This window comes from Stutzerimonas sp. S1, assembly GCF_025966695.1.
Lineage (GTDB): Bacteria > Pseudomonadota > Gammaproteobacteria > Pseudomonadales > Pseudomonadaceae > Stutzerimonas.
Genome location: NZ_JAOEIY010000005.1, coordinates 115,171 through 133,228, shown reverse-complemented (window position 1 = coordinate 133,228; position 18,058 = coordinate 115,171). Strand labels below are relative to the sequence as shown.

Genomic DNA, 18,058 nt, shown 5'->3' with positions numbered 1-18,058 from the left:
GGCGTGCCGAGGCACGCCCTTTTTACTTCCGCCCGCTCAGAAGCGGTCGCGGATCACCTGCTCGTCGAACGGCAACTTGCCGACACGCGGCTTAGGCTCAGCGGTGCCCTTGCCCACCGCGACCATCAGGCCGATCACATGGTTGGCCGGCAAATTGATCAGCCGCGCTACCGCCTCGAAGTCGAAGCCATCCATCGGGCAGGACTCCAGGCCCTTGCCGCGCGCGGCCAGCATCAGCGTCTGCGCCAGCAGGCCGCAGCTGCGCATGGTCTCGTCGCGCTGCACCTGCGGCTTGTCGCGGTAATAGTTGTCGATGGCACCGGCCATATAGTCCTGCACCTGCTCCGGCGCACCTTCCCAGACGCGACGGACATCCGTTTCCCAGCGGTCGAGCTTGGCGCAAACCACCACCAGCATCGAGGCATCGGTCATCTGGGCCTGATTCCAACCGACCTCGCGGATCCTCGCCCGTAGCGTGGGATCGCTTACCTCGACCAGACGCACATGCTGCAGGTTGAAGGCCGACGGTGCGAGCAGCGCCAGACGCAGCAACTCATCCTTCTCCTCGCGACTGAGCTGGAAGTCCGGATCATAGGCTTTGACCGCGCGGCGGCTGACAATGGCTTGTTCGATATTCATGGGAGACGGCTCCTGAACCAACGTAAGCCGCCATGCTAAAGGCCACAATTGATCGAAACCACAGGACCTTTCTGATGATAAGAATCGACCTTCTCGATAATTCACCAGCCGATAAGCCCAGAAGACGCCCACGAAAAAGCCGCCCGAAGGCGGCTTTTTCATTAACACGGTACCAGCTTAGAGCTGCGGGCCAGCGTTCTTGATGGCGTCGGAGACGTCGAACTTCTTGAAGTTCTCGATGAACTTGGTCGCCAGTTCCTTCGCAGCCAGATCGTAAGCGCTCGAATCCGTCCAGGTGTTGCGCGGGTTGAGCAGCTGGGTTTCAACGCCAGCGACGGCCTTCGGCACATCCAGATTGATGATCGGCAGGTGCTCGGTTTCGGCACCGACCAGCGCGCCGCTCTGGATCGCCGCGATCACCGCGCGAGTGGTCGGGATGTTGAAGCGCTTGCCGACGCCGTAGCCACCACCGGTCCAGCCGGTGTTGACCAGGTAAACCTTGGAGCCGAACGCGTTGATGCGCTTGATCAGCAGCTCGGCGTACTCGCCGGCCGGACGCGGGAAGAACGGCGCGCCGAAGCAGGTGGAGAAGGTCGACTTGATGCCGCTGCCCGAACCCATTTCGGTGGAGCCGACCAGCGCGGTGTAACCGGACAGGAAGTGGTAGGCCGCCTGCTCGTTGTTGAGGATCGACACTGGCGGCAGCACGCCGGTCAGGTCGCAAGTCAGGAAGATCACCGCTTTCGGCTCACCGCCGAGATTCTTCTCGGAACGCTTCTCGACGTGCTCCAGCGGATAGGCGGCGCGGCTGTTCTGCGTCAGGCTGGCATCGGCGTAGTCGGGCAGGCGGGTCTGCTCGTTGAGCACCACGTTCTCCAGCACGGCGCCGAACTTGATGGCCTTCCAGATCACCGGCTCGTTCTTCTCGGACAGGTCGATGCACTTGGCGTAGCAACCGCCCTCGATGTTGAACACGCGACCCACGCCCCAGCCGTGCTCGTCGTCACCGATCAGGTAACGCGACTCGTCCGCCGACAGGGTGGTCTTGCCGGTGCCGGACAGACCGAAGAACAGGGTGGTATCGCCATCCTCGCCGATGTTGGCAGCGCAGTGCATTGGCAGCACGTCGACGTCCGGCAGCAGGTAGTTCTGCACGGAGAACATGGCCTTCTTCATCTCGCCGGCGTACTGCATGCCGGCGATCAGCACCTTCTTCTCGGCGAAGTTGAGGATCACGCAACCATCGGAGTTGGTGCCGTCACGCTCCGGCTCGCAGACGAAGAACGGCGCGTTGAGAATGCGCCACTCGCTCTTGCCAGCCGGATTGAAGGTTTCCGGCTCGATGAACAGGCAGCGGCCGAACAGGTTGTGCCAGGCGGTTTCGGTGCTCATCTTGACCGGCAGGTAGTGCTCGGGGTCGGCACCGACATGCACGTGAGAAACGAAGCAGTCGCGCTCACCAAGGTAGGCTTCGACGCGGTTCCACAGCGCCTCGAACTTGCCGGCCGGGAACGGGCGGTTGATCGGACCCCAGGCAATGTGGTGCTGAGTGCTTGGCTCCTCGACGATGAAGCGGTCAGCCGGAGAACGACCTGTGCGGTGCCCGGTCTTAACCACCAGAGAGCCATTGGCAGCCAGCTCACCCTCACCGCGCTTGACGGCTTCTTCAATCAATTGCGCGATGCTGATGTCGGTGTACACGGCGTTGGTCGCTTGCGTCATGAGTGTCCCCGTCGGCCCTGGGCCGATTCCTCCATGCTGTTGTAGTGCGCCAAACGGCGAACTACATCGAAAAAAAGTGCGCGCGATTATGCCAGAAAACGCGACGCGCAGGGTATGAGCCTGTGATGGCCAAAAGGTTCATCGCAGCACAACGCTATCAGTGACGCGTGTCCGAAGCCTCCTGAACGCCACCGCCGGCGAACAGCTGGGCGATATCGGCGGCATCGAAGGCATAGCGTTCGTTGCAGAACTGGCAATCCACGGTGACCGTACCGCCCTGTTCCTGGAGCAACTGTTCGGCATCGTGCTGGCCGAGGCTGACCAGCGCATTGGCCGAGCGCTCGCGCGAGCAGCTGCAGCGGAAGCGGATCGGTTGCGCCTCGAACAGGCGCAACTGTTCCTCGTGATAGAGCCGATGCAGCACGGTCTCGGTGTCCAGGCCGAGCAGTTCCTCGGCGGTAAGGGTATCGGCCAGCGTGCGCAGGTGCTGCCAGCTGGCTTCACGCTCTTCCGGATCGTGGATGCGATCGGCCGGCAGCTGCTGCAGCAGCAGACCGCAGGCGCGGCGACTGTCGGCGGCCAGCCAGAAGCGGGTCGGCAGTTGCTCGGACGCGACGAAGTACTCGGACAGGCACGCAGCCAGATCGACTCCGTCCAGGCCGACGATGCCCTGGTAGCGCTGGCCCCTGGTCGGGTCGACGGTGATCGCCAGCATGCCGTCGGGCATCAGCTCGTGCAGCGTCGCGCCCGCTTCGATCTGCTCGGCGTGATAGCGGGCGATACCGCGCACCTCGCGATCACTGGAGCATTCCACCATCAGCAGCGGCACCGGCCCTTCGGAGCGCGCCTGCAACGACAGCAGGCCGTCGAACTTCAGCGTGCCGACCAGCAGCGCCGCCGCCGCCAGCAGTTCGCCGAGCAACTGCGCCACCGGTTGCGGATAGGCGTGCTTGGCCAGCACGTGCTGGTAGCTTTCGGCGAGCGTGGCGGTTTCACCACGCACATCGGAGTCATCGAAAATGAAACGCTGGGTTTGATCGGACATGCCGGGCTCGCAGGTACAGGACGCGGAAAGGGGATCGATTCTAGGCGCAAAGCGCGCCTGCACCAAGAACCGCCGGCGCAGCGGAACCGGCGGTCAGCCCTTGAAATCACGCAGTAGCTGGATCTGCCGACGCTGCTTCTTGCTCGGCCGGCCGTCGGTCTGTACGCCGAGCGCCCCGGCCTTGCGCTGCGCTGCGGCCTCCTCGCGTCGCGCCAGGCTCTGCGCGGTTTCTTCGTAAAGCAGCTGGGCCTGCGGCGCGCCCCGGCGTACCGCGGACAACTCACGAATCACCACCGTGCGCTCATCGAAGCCGACGCGGATCACCAGTTCATCGCCCACCTTGGGTTCCTTTCCCGGCTTGCAGCGCTCGCCACGGCAATGCACCTTGCCGCCCTCGATGGCCTCCTTGGCCAGCGCACGGGTCTTGAAGAAGCGCGCAGCCCACAGCCACTTGTCCAGGCGCACCTTGTCATCGTCTTTTACAGTCATCGCTCAACCTGTTCACCGGCTCGTGGTCATAGCCTGGAGCAGACGGATGCAGTTGTCATGCACCCCGTCTAGAATGGCCGCACACTCTCCGGATACCCCCCTTGAAGAGCCTTGATCCCCATACCGTCATCGGGCTGCGTGAATGGGTCGCCCTGCCAGATCTGGGCGTGGTCGGCCTGCGCGCGAAGATCGACACCGGCGCCAGCACCTCGGCGCTGCACGCCACCGAGATTAGCGAATTCGAGCGTGACGGCCAGCCCTGGGTTCGCTTCACCGCGCATCTGGGCACCCTGGTACAGCGCCGGCACCGCTGCGAAGCACCGCTGGTGGCGCACAAGACCATCAAGAGTTCCAACGGCCAGGTGCAAACACGCTACGTGGTGCGTACCCTGCTCGCGCTCGGTAGCCACGTCTGGCCAGTGGAGTTCACCCTGACCTGCCGTAAGACCATGCGCTACCGTCTGCTGCTCGGCTCCAAGGCGCTTATCGACGGGCAATGGCTGATCGATCCATCAAGCTCCTACATCCAAGACAAACCCCAGATCCTCACTTCCCCCGGTGCCCAATGAAAATCGCCGTGCTGTCGCGCAATCCGCGCCTGTATTCAACTCGCCGCCTGGTCGAAGCCGGCCAGCAGCGGGGCCATGAGGTGGTGGTGATCGACACCCTGCGGGCCTACATGAACATTGCCAGCCACAAGCCGCAGATTCATTACCGCGGCAAGCCGCTGGAGGGGTTCGACGCGGTGATCCCGCGCATCGGCGCCTCGGTAACTTTCTACGGCTGCGCCGTGCTGCGCCAGTTCGAGATGCAGGGCGTGTTTCCGCTCAACGAGTCGGTGGCGATCGCCCGTTCGCGCGACAAACTACGCGCACTGCAGCTGCTGTCGCGACGCGGCGTCGGCCTGCCGGTGACCGGCTTCGCCCACTCGCCCGACGATATTCCCGACCTGATCCAGATGGTCAATGGCGCCCCGCTGGTGATCAAGGTGCTGGAAGGCACCCAGGGCATCGGCGTGGTGCTCTGTGAGACGGAAAAGGCCGCCGAGTCGGTGATCGAGGCGTTCATGGGCCTCAAACAGGACATCATGGTGCAGGAGTACATCAAGGAAGCCGGCGGCGCCGACATCCGCTGCTTCGTCGTCGGCGACAAGGTGATCGCCTCGATGAAGCGCCAGGCCAAACCCGGCGAGTTCCGCTCCAACCTGCATCGCGGCGGCACCGCCAGCCTGATCAAGATCACCCCGGAAGAGCGCATGACCGCCATCCGCGCGGCCAAGGTGATGGGCCTGAACGTGGCCGGCGTCGACATCCTGCGCTCCAACCACGGTCCACTGGTGATGGAGGTCAACTCCTCACCGGGCCTGGCCGGCATCGAGGAAACCACCGGCAAGGACGTCGCCGGACTGATCATCGAATACCTGGAGAAGAACGGCGGCCCGCACCTGACGCGGACCAAGGGCAAGGGCTGAGCCCCGCGCCGCGCGCCAAATGCAGGCGCCGGACGCTTCAGCCGGCCGGCTTGCCCTGCACCGCATCGCGCGGTAGTAGCAACCCCAGCGGCAGGCTGACCCGCGCCTCCAGGCCACCGCCCTCGCGATTGCGCAGCTCGACGACGCCGCCGTGCTGCGAGGCAATGCGCTTGACGATCGCCAAGCCTAGACCGGCACCCTTGCCGCCACGCGCACGGTCGCCGCGAATGAACGGATTGAAGATGCCTTCCAGCTCGCTCGGAGCGATGCCCGGTCCACGATCGAGCACACTGAGCACCACGTAGGGCGCGTTGCTGTCGCCGGAAACGGACGCGGCGACTTCCACGCCGTCGCCGCCATAGCGCCGCGCATTCTCGATCAGGTTGACCAGCAGGCGCTTGATCGACACCCGCCGCAGCGCCAGCTTGGGCATCGGCTCGACGCACAGGCGCACCGACTCCTCGTGCTGGTTGTACGGCGCCACCACCTCGCGGATCAGCTCGGCCAGATCGAGGTTCTCCACCGGTTCGTCGCTGCCGTCGCGGACGAAGGCGAGGAACTGATCGAGGATCGCATCCATGTCCTCAACGTCGCGGATCATGTCCTCGGTGAGTTCGTCGTCGCCGGCCATCAGCTCCAGCGACAGGCGCAGGCGCGTTAGTGGCGTGCGCAGGTCATGCGACACCCCGGCGAGCATCAGCTCGCGTTCGCGACCGGCCTGCTCGACGTCCTCGGCCATTTGGTTGAAGGCACGATAGACCTCGGTCATCTCGCTCGGCGTATCGCCGATCGGCAAGCGCACGCTGCGCCCCTTGCCGATCTGCCGCGCGGCGTAGACCAGCCGCTTGAGCGGCAGGTTGAGCTGGTTGACGAAGATCCACGCCGCGGCCGTCGACAGCAGGCCGATGCCGAGGAACCAGCCAAGCACGCTCCAGATGCGCTGGCCGCGCAGCGGATAGGCGTACAGCGGCACCCTCACCCAGTCGCGGCCGAGGCTGGGCGCCAGCACCCAGATCGCGGTGGACGGCTGGATGCGCACGCGAACTTCGGTCTGCGGTCCGAGTTCGGCGCGCATCTGGCGCTGGAAGATATCGGTGTAGGGCCAGTGGTATTCGCCGCGCGGCACTTCCAGCTCCGGCACCGTCTGCAGGCCGGCCGCGCGGCCGATCCGCTCGCGGTCGTCATCGCGCGCCGCCCAGTAGGCACGCAGGGTCAGCGCCGCACCGTGGCTGTACTGGCGATCCACCAGTACATCCTCGTTCGCCATCAGGTAGAACAGCGTCAGCACCTTGGAGAACAGCACGACCACCAGCACCATCCACAGCGTGCGGGCGAAGAAGCTTTGCGGGAACCACAGCGGGGTTTTCATGACGGGCCAGGACTGCGTGGGAACGCGGCTCGCGCCGCGCGAACGAAACAAGGCCGCCAGCTGCGCGGCCTCACGACTACTTGTTACCGTCCGGCACGAACACGTAGCCCACGCCCCATACCGTCTGGATGTAACGCGGCTTGGACGGGTCGGGCTCGATCAGCCGGCGCAGGCGCGAGATCTGCACGTCGATGGAGCGCTCCAGGGCGTCCCATTCGCGCCCGCGAGCGAGGTTCATCAGCTTGTCACGGGTCAGTGGCTCGCGGGCGTGCTGCACCAGCGCCTTGAGCACGGCGAACTCGCCGGTGGTCAGCATGTGCACCTGATCGCCCTTGGTCAGCTCACGGGTCGCCAGCGACAGCTGGTAGTCGCCGAAGGTGACGATCTCGTCCTCGCTGCCCGGCGCACCGGGCACCTGTGGTGCCTGCCGGCGCAGCACCGCGCGAATGCGCGCCAGCAGCTCACGGGGGTTGAACGGCTTGGCCAGGTAATCATCGGCGCCCTGCTCCAGCCCCTGGATGCGGCTGGCCTCGTCGCCCTTGGCGGTGAGCATGATGATCGGGATCTGGTTGTTGCCCTCGCGCAACCGCTGGCAGGCTGACAGACCATCCTCGCCGGGCATCATCAGATCGAGCACCACCAGATGAAACAGCTCTCGGCTGAGCAGCCGGTCCATCTGTTCGGTGTTCTCCACGGTGCGCACGCGATAGCCCTGCTCGTCGAGAAAGCGCTCGAGCAGACGCCGCAGACGGGCATCGTCATCGACGATGAGGATTTTTTCGCCTTCGCTGGCGGGCGCTGTGCTGCTCATGGGAACTCCCGGATTATCGACGGCGCATTATGGCGCAGTGTGGATCGGCGCTACTGACAGCCATTGTTAGCAGATTTTTCCCGCCGAAGCTGGCCTTCCGCCGGCGGCGCATGTCGTCTGCACCTGTGCGAGCGCCATCCGGCCGATTCGCTTGAGGCCAGTCGTCGCACTTCCCCTATAATCGCCGGCTTTCGCGCAGGCCCGGCCTGCAATGGTTCGACTGACCCAGGTAGGTTCATGGACAGCATCAATTCCCGTATCGCCAACGAGCTGGGCGTGCGCCCGCAACAGGTCGCCGCCGCCGTGGCGCTGCTCGACGAAGGCTCCACCGTTCCCTTCATCGCCCGTTACCGCAAGGAAGTCACCGGCAGCCTCGACGATACCCAGCTGCGTAACCTGGAAGAGCGCCTGCGCTACCTGCGCGAGCTGGACGAGCGGCGCGTCTCGATCCTCGCCAGCATCGAGGAACAGGGCAAGCTGACCCCCGAACTCAAGCGCGAGATCGACCTCGCCGACACCAAAACCCGCCTTGAAGACCTTTACCTGCCTTATAAGCAGAAGCGCCGCACCAAGGGCCAGATCGCTCTCGAAGCTGGTCTCGGTGAGCTGGCCGATGCGCTGTTCGGCAACCCGGAGCTCGTCCCCGAGCAGGAAGCCGAGCGCTTCATCAACGCCGAGAAGGGCTTCGCCGATGTGAAAGCCGTGCTCGAAGGCGCCAAGTACATCCTCATGGAGCGCTTCGCCGAGGACGCCGACCTGCTGGCCAAGCTGCGTGAGTTCCTCAAGCACAACGCCACCCTCAGTGCGCGCGTGGTGCCGGGCAAGGAAACCGAAGGCGCCAAGTTCAGCGACTATTTCGAGCATGACGAAGTGCTGAAGAACACGCCGTCGCACCGGGCGCTGGCGATCTTCCGCGGGCGCAACGAGGGCATCCTCAGCGTCAGCCTCAAGGTCGGTGACGAGACGCCGGGCAGCATGCACCCGGGCGAAACGATGATCGGCGAGCGCTTCGGCATCGCCAACCGCGGGCGCGCCGCCGACAAGTGGCTCGGTGAAGTGGTGCGCTGGACCTGGAAGGTCAAGCTGTACACCCATCTGGAAACCGACCTGCTCGGCGAGCTGCGTGACAAGGCCGAAGACGAAGCCATCTCCGTATTCGCCCGCAACCTGCATGACCTGCTGCTGGCCGCACCGGCCGGCCCGCGCGCGACCCTGGCGCTGGACCCGGGCCTGCGTACCGGCTGCAAGGTCGCGGTGGTGGACGCCACCGGCAAGCTGCTGGAGACCGCCACCGTCTACCCGCACGCGCCGCGCAACGACTGGGACGGCACCCTGGCGATCCTCGCCAAGCTCTGTGCCAAGCACGCCGTCGATCTGATCGCCATCGGCAACGGCACCGCCAGCCGCGAGTCGGACAAGCTGGCCGGCGAGCTGATCAAGAAGGTGCCGGGCCTCAAGCTCACCAAGATCATGGTCAGCGAAGCCGGCGCCTCGGTGTACTCGGCCTCGGAACTGGCCGCCAAGGAATTCCCCGATCTGGACGTGTCCCTGCGCGGCGCCGTCTCCATCGCCCGCCGCCTGCAGGACCCGCTGGCCGAGCTGGTGAAGATCGATCCGAAATCCATCGGCGTCGGCCAGTACCAGCACGACGTCTCGCAGCTCAAGCTGGCGCGCTCGCTGGATGCGGTGGTCGAGGACTGCGTGAACGCCGTCGGCGTCGATGTGAATACCGCCTCCGCCGCGCTGCTGGCGCGCATCTCCGGCCTCAACGCGACGCTGGCGCAGAACATCGTGCAGTTCCGCGATGCCAATGGCGCGTTCAAGTCCCGCAGCGAGCTGAAGAAGGTGCCACGCCTGGGCGACAAGACCTTCGAACAGGCCGCCGGCTTCCTCCGCGTAATGAACGGCGACAATCCGCTGGACGCCTCCGCCGTGCACCCGGAAACCTACCCGCTGGTCAAGCGCATCGCCGCCGATACCGGTCGCGACATCCGCTCGCTGATCGGCGACTCGGCCTTCCTCAAGCGCCTGGACCCCAAGCAGTTCACCGACGAGACCTTCGGCCTGCCCACCGTCACCGACATCCTCAGTGAACTGGACAAGCCGGGTCGCGACCCGCGCCCCGAGTTCAAGACCGCCGAATTCCAGGACGGCGTCGAGAAGCTCAGCGATCTGGAGCCGGGCATGGTGCTCGAAGGCGTGGTGACCAACGTCACCAACTTCGGCGCCTTCGTCGACATCGGCGTGCACCAGGACGGCCTGGTGCACATCAGCGCGCTGTCGGAGAAGTTCGTCAAGGACCCCTACGAGGTGGTCAAGGCCGGCGACATCGTCAAGGTCAAGGTCATGGAGGTGGACATCCCGCGCAACCGCGTCGGCCTGTCCATGCGCATGAGCGACACACCCGGTGCCAAGACCGACGGGCCGCGTGGCGGCGCTGGCAAGCCACGCGGCAACGCGCCGCGCAGCGAGCGCCATGCCAAGGAAGACAAGCCGGCACCGGCCAATGCGGCCATGGCCGCGCTGTTCGCCAATGCCAAGCAACTGAGGAAATAGGCATGAGCAAGCAAGTCGAGGCGGTGGGCAGTTCCAGCGCCTTCGGCCGCCTGCTCGGCCTGGAGATTCACCAGGTCGGCCATGGCGAGGCCGTGCTCGGCCTGACCATGCACGATGGTTTGCGCAACCTGCACGGCAAGCTGCACGGCGGCGCATTGTTCTCGCTGATCGACACCGCCATGGGCCAGGCCAGCCACAGCCTCGGCGACGGCTCGCCGAACAGCGTCACGCTCGAATGCAAGGTCAACTACATCCGCCCGGTGAGCGATGGCGAGCTGCGCTGTCGCGCCTGGGTGGTGCATGGCGGTCGACGCACCCAGGTGCTCGAAGCCGAGGTGCATCAGGGCGACAAACTGATCGCCAAGGCCCAGGCGACGTTCGCCTGCCTGTAGCCGCCGGCCGTGAATCGGCTCGAAGCGGCGCCGCCTCTTGTGAAGCGGCGTTTCCATCCCCATATTGGGCCGACTGTCGCGTGAAGGAACCCACAAGTTGAGCGATATCCTCTCTCATCGTCTGGCATTGCTGGCCGAGCACCCCAACCTGCCGCTGCTCAGCCAATGCCTGCACGGGATCGAACGCGAGTGCCTGCGCGTCGATGCGAATGGCCAGCTGGCCCACACCACGCATCCTCGGGCACTCGGCTCCGCGCTGACCCATCCGCAGATCACCACGGATTACTCGGAGGCACTGCTGGAGTTCATCACCGGCACCGCAGCTGACCCGGCGCAGACCCTGGCCGAGCTGGAGGCCATTCACCGCTTCACCTATACCAAGCTCGACGGCGAGTACCTCTGGAGCCCGTCGATGCCCTGCCCGCTGCCGGACGAGGCGGACATCCCGATTGCCGAATACGGCAGCTCCAACATCGGCCGACTCAAGCACGTCTATCGCCAGGGTCTGGCATTGCGCTACGGCAAGACCATGCAGTGCATCGCCGGCATCCATTACAACTTCTCGCTGCCCGAGGCGCTGTGGCCGCTGCTGCAGCAGGCCGAAGGCGATCACAGCGCACGGCAGGACTACCAGTCGGCGCGCTACATCGGCCTGATCCGCAATTTCCGCCGCTACAGCTGGTTGCTGATGTACCTGTTCGGCGCCTCGCCGGCACTGGACGCCGGCTTCCTGCGCGGTCGCGCACAGGGGCTCGAACAACTCGATACCGACACGCTCTACCTGCCGTATGCGACCAGCCTGCGCATGAGCGACCTGGGCTACCAGAACAATGCTCAGGCCGGCCTCACGCCCTGCTACGACGACCTGCCGAGCTATACCGAAAGCCTCTACCGCGCGGTTTCCACGCCTTACGGCCCTTACGAGGCGATGGGCATCAAGGATGCCGCCGGCAACTGGCAGCAGCTCAACACCAACGTGCTGCAGATCGAAAACGAGTACTACTCCAACATCCGCCCGAAGCGTGTCACCGCCACCGGCGAGCGGCCGCTGCAGGCGCTGCGCGCGCGCGGCATCCAGTACATCGAAGTGCGCTGCCTGGACATCAATCCGTACCTGCCGCTGGGTATCGACCTTGAGGAGGCACGCTTCCTCGACGCCTTCCTGCTGTTCTGTGCACTGAAGAACAGCCCGTGCCTGATCGAGGGCGAATGCGGCGCGGCGACCGACAACTTCCTCAAGGTCGTCAAGGAAGGCCGGCGTCCGGGCCTGGAGCTGCGCCGCAGCGGCCGGAGCATCCCGCTGGTCGACTGGGCCGCTTCGCTGCTCGAGGAGATCGGCACGGTTGCCGACCTGCTCGACCGCGCTCACGACGGCCAGCAGCATGCCCAGGCCATCGCGGCACAACAGGCCAAGGTCGCCGACAGCCGCCTGACGCCCTCGGCGCGCGTGCTCGACGAGCTGCAGCGTACCGGCGAGAGCTTCCGCCAGTTCGCCATGCGTCAGACGCTGAACCATGCCGAACATTTCCGCGGACAACCGTTGCCGGCCGAGACAGTGGCCGCTTTCGAGACAGCGGCCCGCCAGTCGCTGGAGCAGCAAGCAGCGATGGAAGCGGCAGACACGCTCGATTTCGACAGCTTCGTCGCCGAGTACCAGCGCAGCCTTAGCGCCTGACCCCCAGCAGCATCCCCAGATCTACAGGGCGCCATCGGCGCCCCGATTCCCCCACCACAGCGCATCCGCAGTGCTGCGCGTCCGCTACGTCGAACTTTTTCCCCACCTCTACGGCTCTAACAGCGGTACGCCGAAAGCGGCCGTGGCGCACTGCCACGCCTGCTCTCCAGAACAACAACAAAAGAGGTGCGTTTGATGTCCTTGCATTCGATCCTGCTTTGCGCCCGCCGAGGCACCTTGGCTGCCGCCCTGGTGCTCGCCACGCTGCTGGGCCTGACCCAGTCACCAACCACGGAAGCCGCCAGCCCACCGCTTGCCGGCGCCATCAGCGGTGGCGGACCGGCCCTGTCGGCGTTGCGCTACGACCTGACCATCACCTCCTTCGACGGTACACCGCTCGCAGTCACCGTCTTCCAGCCCGCGCTCGCCCAAGGCCAGGCCGCCCCGCTACTGGTCTACAGCCACGGCTGGGGCGGCAGTCGCTCGAAGGATCTCAGCGAGAGCGATTCGCTGACGGCGACCGCCCGCAAGGCCTGGGAGAGCGGCTATTTCGTCATGACCTTCGATCAGCGCGGCTTCGGCGAAAGCGGCGGGCAGGCCCATGTGCAGGACCCGCAGATCGAGGGCCGGGATATCCGCACGCTACTCGACTGGGCCGAAGGCAGCCTGACACCGCATCTCGCCTACCTGAGCGGCGATCCGCTGGTGGGCGGCATCGGGCTGAGTTACGGCGGCGGCTTCCAGTTGATCGGCGCCGGCATCGATCCGCGTTTCGATGCCCTGGTGCCCATGATCACCTGGAACGACCTCGCCTACAGTCTCACGCCCAACGCCGTTCCGAAGACGCTCTGGCTGACGCTGCTCAGCGCCCTGGCGGTTAACGATCAGGCGCCCTGGGTCACGCGCGCCTATGCCCAGTCACTGACCGGGAGCATAGATGCGGCAACCTCCGAACGGCTGGCCGGCCACGGCCTGGGGGCGTTCTGCGGCACGAACCCACCACGGGTCGATGCGCTGTTCATTCAGGGCGTGAACGACACCCTGTTCAATGCCAACGAAGCAGGCTGGAACTACCAATGCCTGCGCGCGGCCGGCAACGACGCCTATCTGCTGGTCTCCAGCGGCGGTCATCTGCTGCCGGGCCTGCAGTACGGTGCGATCGGCTCGGTGGACGCCGACGTGCGTTGCGGCGATCGCACCTACCGCATCACCGACCTCGCCTACACCTTTCTCGACGGCAAGCTGCGTCAACTGCAACGGCAGATCGACATGCCACGCGTCTGCTTCACTCAGGGCGAGGATCACGGCATCGTGCGCGACGATGTTCCGCGCGGTGGGGTTGTCCTGAGCACCGCAAGCGGCAATCTGCTGGTCGGCCCGCCGTCCATCGATGTGGTTCTGAACCTGCTGCGCAAGCTCGACCCAGCGACGCTGTCCGAGCTGCTGAGCCGGCTGTCGGCCGACAGCGTGAAAGTCCTCCTCGGCGCACTGAGCGGCATTGCCACCGGTAACCCGGAGCAAGTCAGCGCGATCCTCACCGAACTGGTTACGGCGTTACCGCCGCAGCTGATCGCCGAACTCGGCACCGCCCCGCGCTTCGTGCCGCTGTATCGCGCCAGCGGTGCACAAACCGTGGCTGGCGTGCCACTGGCAGACCTGACCATCGATGGCGAAGCGGCGCTGGACCCGCGCCTGTTCGTCGGGCTCGGCGTCAAGCGCGTAGCCAGTGGCCGCACCGAGCTGCTGCACGACCAGATTCTGCCGCTGCGTGGCGTCGGCGCGCGGCAGACCGAACTGGTGGCGGTGAGCACCCGACTGAATTCGGGTGATGAGGTCGGACTGATGCTCTACGGCTTTCATCCGCAGTACACCCTCAGCTTCTCACGGGTGCCGAGCGCCGTGAGCCTGCGCGGGACGGTGCAGCTGCCGCTGCAGTGACAGGGCGGACGGCGGGCGCGCGGCCCGCCGCCGTGCCTCAGAGTGGCTTTTCGAAGATCTTCGAATTGCGCTGGAAGTTGTACAACGAGGCGCGCGCCGCCGGCAGGCGCTCGACGCTGATCGGCTCGAAGCCGCGCTCGCGGAACCAGTGGGCGGTGCGGGTGGTGAGCACGATGAGCTTCTTCAGCCCGAGCTTGCGCGCGCGCTCCTCGATGCGTTCGAGCAGCTCATCGCCGCGGCCGCCATGGCGGTATTCCGGATTCACCGCCAGACAGGCCAGCTCGCCGGCATCGGAGTCGGCAATCGGATAGAGCGCCGCGCAGGCAATGATCAGCCCGTCGCGCTCGACGATGCTGAACTGCTCGACCTCACGCTCCAGCACTTCGCGCGAGCGGCGCACCAGGATGCCCTGTTCCTCCAGCGGGGTGATCAGATCGATCAGCCCGCCGACATCCTCGATGGTGGCCTCGCGCAGCTGCTCGAACTGCTCCTGGGTCACCAGGGTGCCGGCGCCGTCGCGGGTGAACAGCTCGTTGAGCAGTGCGCCATCGTCGGCATAGCTGACCACATGACTGCGCCGCACGCCGCCGCGGCAGGCCTGCGCCGCCGCATCCAGCAACTCGGCCTGGTACTGGCTGCCGAGGCGTTCGACATAGGCCGGAATCTGCTGCGGGCGCAGCTCGCGCACCAGCTTGCCGCTTTCATCCAGCAGCCCCGGCTCGGCGCCATAAAGCACCAGCTTGTCGGCCTGCAGATCGATCGCCGCGCGGGTGGCGACGTCCTCACAGGCCAGGTTGAAGATCTCGCCGGTGGGCGAGTAGCCCAGCGGCGAAAGCAGCACGATGGTGCGCTCGTCAAGCAGGCGACCGATGCCCTTGCGGTCGATGCGCCGCACTTCGCCGGTATGGTGGAAGTCGACGCCATCGAGCACACCGATCGGCCGCGCGGTGACGAAGTTGCCACTGGCCACGCGCAGCCGCGCGCCCTGCATCGGCGAGGCCGCCATGTCCATCGACAGCCGCGCCTCGAGGGCGATGCGCATCTGCCCGACGGCGTCGATCACGCACTCCAGGGTCGCCGCATCGGTGATGCGCAGATCGCGATGGAAATGCGGCTCGATGCCGCGTGCCGTCAGCCGCGCCTCGATCTGCGGACGCGAGCCGAACGCCAGCACCAGACGCACGCCGAGGCTGTGCAGCAGCACCAGGTCGTGGACGATGTTGGCGAAATTGGCGTGCTCCAGGCCGTCGCCAGGCAGCATGACGACGAAGGTGCGGTCGCGGTGGGAATTGATGTAGGGCGAGGAGTCGCGTAGCCAGGTGACGTAGTCGTGCATGAATAAACCTGTCGGATCAATACGAAGAGACGGCGTCAGGCCCGCGCCGGGTGCAAACAGTAGTGTTCGATCAGCTGGCGCAGCAGCTGGACGGTCGGCTCGATGCGCGCCAGCTCGAGGTACTCGTCCGGCTGGTGCGCACAGGCGATGTCGCCCGGGCCCAAGATCAGCGTCTCGCAACCGAGCTGCTGAAGATAAGGTGCTTCGGTGGCGAACGCCACCGCCTCGGCGCGGTGCCCGGTCAGGCGTTCGGCCAGCTGCACCAGTTCACTATCCGCCGCTTGTTCGAAGGCCGGTACGCTGGGGAAGATCGGTGCCAGCTCGATCTTCACCTGATGCTGCTCGGCGAGGGGCTGCAGGCGCTGGCGAATGGTCGCGCGCAGCTGCGCCGGATCCATGCCCGGCAACGGGCGCAGGTCGAACTCCAGCGCGCACTGTCCGCAGATGCGGTTGGGGTTGTCGCCGCCGTGGATGCAACCGAGATTCAGCGTCGGCTGTGGCACATCGAACAGCGGGTTGTTGAACTCCGCCTGCCACTGGCGGCGCAGCGTCAGCAGCTCGCCCATCGCCGCGTGCATGGCCTCCAGCGCGCTGTGGCCATAGGCCGGATTGGACGAATGGCCGCTCTGCCCGAGGATGTCCAGCCGTTCCATCATGATGCCCTTGTGCAGACGCACCGGACGCAACCCGGTGGGTTCGCCAATCAGCGCGGCGCGCCCCAGCGGCCTTCCGGCGGCGGCCAGCGCTCGGGCGCCGGACATCGAGCTTTCCTCGTCGCAGGTGGCCAGGATCAGCAACGGCTGACGAAACGGTTGCGCCAGTAGCGGACGCACCGCCTCGATGATCAGTGGAAAGAAGCCCTTCATGTCGCAGCTGCCCAGGCCGTACCAGCGGCCGTCGGCCTCGCGCAGACGCAGCGGGTCGGATTGCCACAACGCCGCATCGAACGGCACGGTATCGCTATGCCCGGCCAGCACCAGGCCACCCGGGCCGCTGCCATAGCTGGCGAGCAGATTGAACTTTCCAGGGCTGGCGGGCTGCAGCTCGCAGGCGAAGCCGAGATCGCTCAGCCAGGCGGCCAGCAGCTCGACCACCGCACGGTTGCTCTGGTCCCAGTGCGGCTGGGTACAGCTGACCGAGGGTGCAGCAATCAGCGCGGCAAACTGTTCTTTGAGCGAGGGGATGGGCACCGGCGGCCTCCTTCGATGCGCGACAGGAGCGCTCAGTGAAGCACGAAACGGCCTGGTGCGGGACCTGGAAGCAAAACGCCCCGTCGGCTGACGGGGCGTGTGTGCCGCTGAAACAAGGCGTCCGCGATCAGACGAAGATCGCCTTGAGGATGCTGAAGAATACGATCGCCAGCACCGCGCCGGCCGGCAGGGTGATGATCCATGACATGAAGATCGAGCCGACCACACCAAGGTTCAGCGCACCGATACCGCGCGCGATACCGATACCGAGCACCGCGCCGACCAGGGTGTGGGTCGTGGAAACCGGCAGGCCGATAGCCGAGGCGCCGACCACGGTGGAGGCGGTCGCCAGTTCGGCGGCGAAGCCGCGGCTTGGGGTCAGTTCGGTGATTTCCTTGCCGATGGTGGCGATCACCTTGTAGCCGTAGGTGGCCAGGCCGATGACGATACCGATGGCGCCGAGCAGCAGCACCCAACCCGGTACCGCCGACTTGGCGGCGATTTCGGCAGCACCACCAGACTGGATCACACCGACCACAGCCGCCAGCGGGCCGACGGCGTTGGCCACGTCATTGGCACCGTGGGCAAAAGCCATCGAGCAGGCGGTGAAGATCATCAGCACGGCGAACACCTTCTCCACGCTGGCGTAATGGAAAGTCCGGTCCGCTTCGACGTCTACCTGGATCCGCGAGAGCAGCGCGATACCTACCAGCATCACCAGCACGCCGATGCCCAGCGCCAGCAGGATGCCCTGCTCGCCGCTCAGGTGCAGACCGACGTGCTTGAGGCCCTTGGTCACGGTCATCAGGGCGACCATGAAACCGGTGATGAACATGTACAGCGGCACGAAACGCTTGGCGTTGCGGAAAGGCTCGTCGGTGTTGATGATCAATTTCTGCACGCTGACAAACAGGCCGAACGCAACCAGTCCGGACAGGAACGGGGTGATCACCCAACTGGCGACGATCGGGCCGATGGCACTCCAGTGCACCGCATCGGTGGACACCCCGACCGCTGCGAAGCCGATCACCGCACCGATGATCGAGTGCGTGGTGGAAACCGGCCAGCCTTTCATCGTCGCGATCAGCAACCAGGTCCCGGCCGCCAGCAGCGCCGACATCATGCCCAGCACCATCAGATCCGCAGAAATGACCTCGGCATCGACAATGCCGTTCTTGATCGTCTCGGTGACTTCACCGCCGGCGAGGTAGGCACCACAGAACTCGAAGATCATGGCGATCACGATCGCCTGCTTGATGGTCAGCGCCCGCGAGCCCACCGAGGTGCCCATGGCGTTGGCCACATCGTTGGCGCCTACGCCCCAGGCCATGAAGAAACCGAACGTGCAGGCGAGCACCAGGAGTACGAAGCCGTAATCCGCGATAAAAGACATAAGAATTACCTGTTGAACCCAGAAAGGACGCT

15 protein-coding genes are annotated in these 18,058 nt (G+C 65.5%); 6 read left to right on the top strand and 9 right to left on the bottom strand.

Annotated elements, in window-relative coordinates; translation table 11 throughout:
- Positions 1-36: 36 nt before the first annotated feature.
- The 4 genes from N8H22_RS12010 to N8H22_RS11995 all read right to left on the bottom strand — a co-directional run bounded on the left by N8H22_RS12010 (position 37) and on the right by N8H22_RS11995 (position 3,895).
- Complete coding sequence (locus tag N8H22_RS12010; protein WP_264590745.1) at positions 37-639, bottom strand: nitroreductase family protein; 603 nt, start codon at positions 637-639, stop codon at positions 37-39.
- A gap of 177 nt (positions 640-816) precedes the next feature.
- Positions 817-2,361: a phosphoenolpyruvate carboxykinase gene (locus tag N8H22_RS12005; protein ID WP_264590744.1), complete on the bottom strand. Its 1,545-nt coding sequence runs from the start codon at positions 2,359-2,361 to the stop codon at positions 817-819.
- A gap of 157 nt (positions 2,362-2,518) precedes the next feature.
- Complete coding sequence (hslO, locus tag N8H22_RS12000; protein ID WP_264590743.1) at positions 2,519-3,406, bottom strand: Hsp33 family molecular chaperone HslO; 888 nt, start codon at positions 3,404-3,406, stop codon at positions 2,519-2,521.
- A gap of 93 nt (positions 3,407-3,499) precedes the next feature.
- Positions 3,500-3,895 carry a S4 domain-containing protein gene (locus tag N8H22_RS11995; protein ID WP_264590742.1) on the bottom strand — a complete coding sequence of 132 codons (396 nt, stop codon included), beginning with the start codon at positions 3,893-3,895 and terminating at the stop codon, positions 3,500-3,502.
- A 101-nt stretch (positions 3,896-3,996) separates the two neighbouring features.
- On the opposite strand from N8H22_RS11995, the gene N8H22_RS11990 reads away from it, so the two are divergent.
- Together N8H22_RS11990 and rimK are read left to right on the top strand one after the other, a co-directional pair.
- Positions 3,997-4,464, top strand: a complete 468-nt coding sequence (locus N8H22_RS11990) for an ATP-dependent zinc protease (protein ID WP_264590741.1) — start codon at positions 3,997-3,999, stop codon at positions 4,462-4,464.
- Entirely contained in the window at positions 4,461-5,366 is a 906-nt protein-coding gene (rimK, locus tag N8H22_RS11985) for a 30S ribosomal protein S6--L-glutamate ligase (protein ID WP_264590740.1), read from the top strand. Before N8H22_RS11990 ends, rimK begins: the two co-directional genes overlap by 4 nt.
- 37 nt (positions 5,367-5,403) lie before the next feature.
- Here the strand turns inward: rimK and N8H22_RS11980 are convergent, their stop codons facing one another.
- Positions 5,404-6,735 (bottom strand): ATP-binding protein, encoded by a 1,332-nt coding sequence (locus tag N8H22_RS11980; RefSeq protein WP_264590739.1) that lies wholly within the window; start codon positions 6,733-6,735, stop codon positions 5,404-5,406.
- 76 nt (positions 6,736-6,811) lie between these two features.
- On the bottom strand, positions 6,812-7,546 hold the full coding sequence (ompR, locus tag N8H22_RS11975; RefSeq protein WP_264590738.1) for a two-component system response regulator OmpR: 735 nt from the start codon (positions 7,544-7,546) through the stop codon (positions 6,812-6,814).
- Positions 7,547-7,783: 237 nt separating this feature from the next.
- Here ompR and N8H22_RS11970 point away from each other — a divergent pair, with 237 nt between their 5' ends.
- The 4 genes from N8H22_RS11970 to N8H22_RS11955 all read left to right on the top strand — a co-directional run bounded on the left by N8H22_RS11970 (position 7,784) and on the right by N8H22_RS11955 (position 14,107).
- Positions 7,784-10,102: a Tex family protein gene (locus tag N8H22_RS11970; RefSeq protein ID WP_264590737.1), complete on the top strand. Its 2,319-nt coding sequence runs from the start codon at positions 7,784-7,786 to the stop codon at positions 10,100-10,102.
- Between the two features lie 2 nt (positions 10,103-10,104).
- Positions 10,105-10,494 carry a PaaI family thioesterase gene (locus tag N8H22_RS11965; protein ID WP_264590736.1) on the top strand — a complete coding sequence of 130 codons (390 nt, stop codon included), beginning with the start codon at positions 10,105-10,107 and terminating at the stop codon, positions 10,492-10,494.
- A 97-nt stretch (positions 10,495-10,591) separates the two neighbouring features.
- Entirely contained in the window at positions 10,592-12,169 is a 1,578-nt protein-coding gene (gene gshA, locus N8H22_RS11960; RefSeq protein WP_264590735.1) for a glutamate--cysteine ligase, read from the top strand.
- A gap of 195 nt (positions 12,170-12,364) precedes the next feature.
- Complete coding sequence (locus tag N8H22_RS11955) at positions 12,365-14,107, top strand: CocE/NonD family hydrolase (protein ID WP_264590734.1); 1,743 nt, start codon at positions 12,365-12,367, stop codon at positions 14,105-14,107.
- 37 nt (positions 14,108-14,144) lie between these two features.
- Here the strand turns inward: N8H22_RS11955 and argA are convergent, their stop codons facing one another.
- From argA to N8H22_RS11940, 3 genes are all read right to left on the bottom strand, one after another.
- Entirely contained in the window at positions 14,145-15,443 is a 1,299-nt protein-coding gene (gene argA / locus N8H22_RS11950; RefSeq protein ID WP_264590733.1) for an amino-acid N-acetyltransferase, read from the bottom strand.
- A 35-nt stretch (positions 15,444-15,478) separates the two neighbouring features.
- On the bottom strand, positions 15,479-16,633 hold the full coding sequence (gene argE, locus N8H22_RS11945) for an acetylornithine deacetylase (RefSeq protein ID WP_264590732.1): 1,155 nt from the start codon (positions 16,631-16,633) through the stop codon (positions 15,479-15,481).
- A 127-nt stretch (positions 16,634-16,760) separates the two neighbouring features.
- Positions 16,761-18,026 carry an inorganic phosphate transporter gene (locus N8H22_RS11940; protein ID WP_264590731.1) on the bottom strand — a complete coding sequence of 422 codons (1,266 nt, stop codon included), beginning with the start codon at positions 18,024-18,026 and terminating at the stop codon, positions 16,761-16,763.
- Positions 18,027-18,058 lie beyond the last annotated feature (32 nt).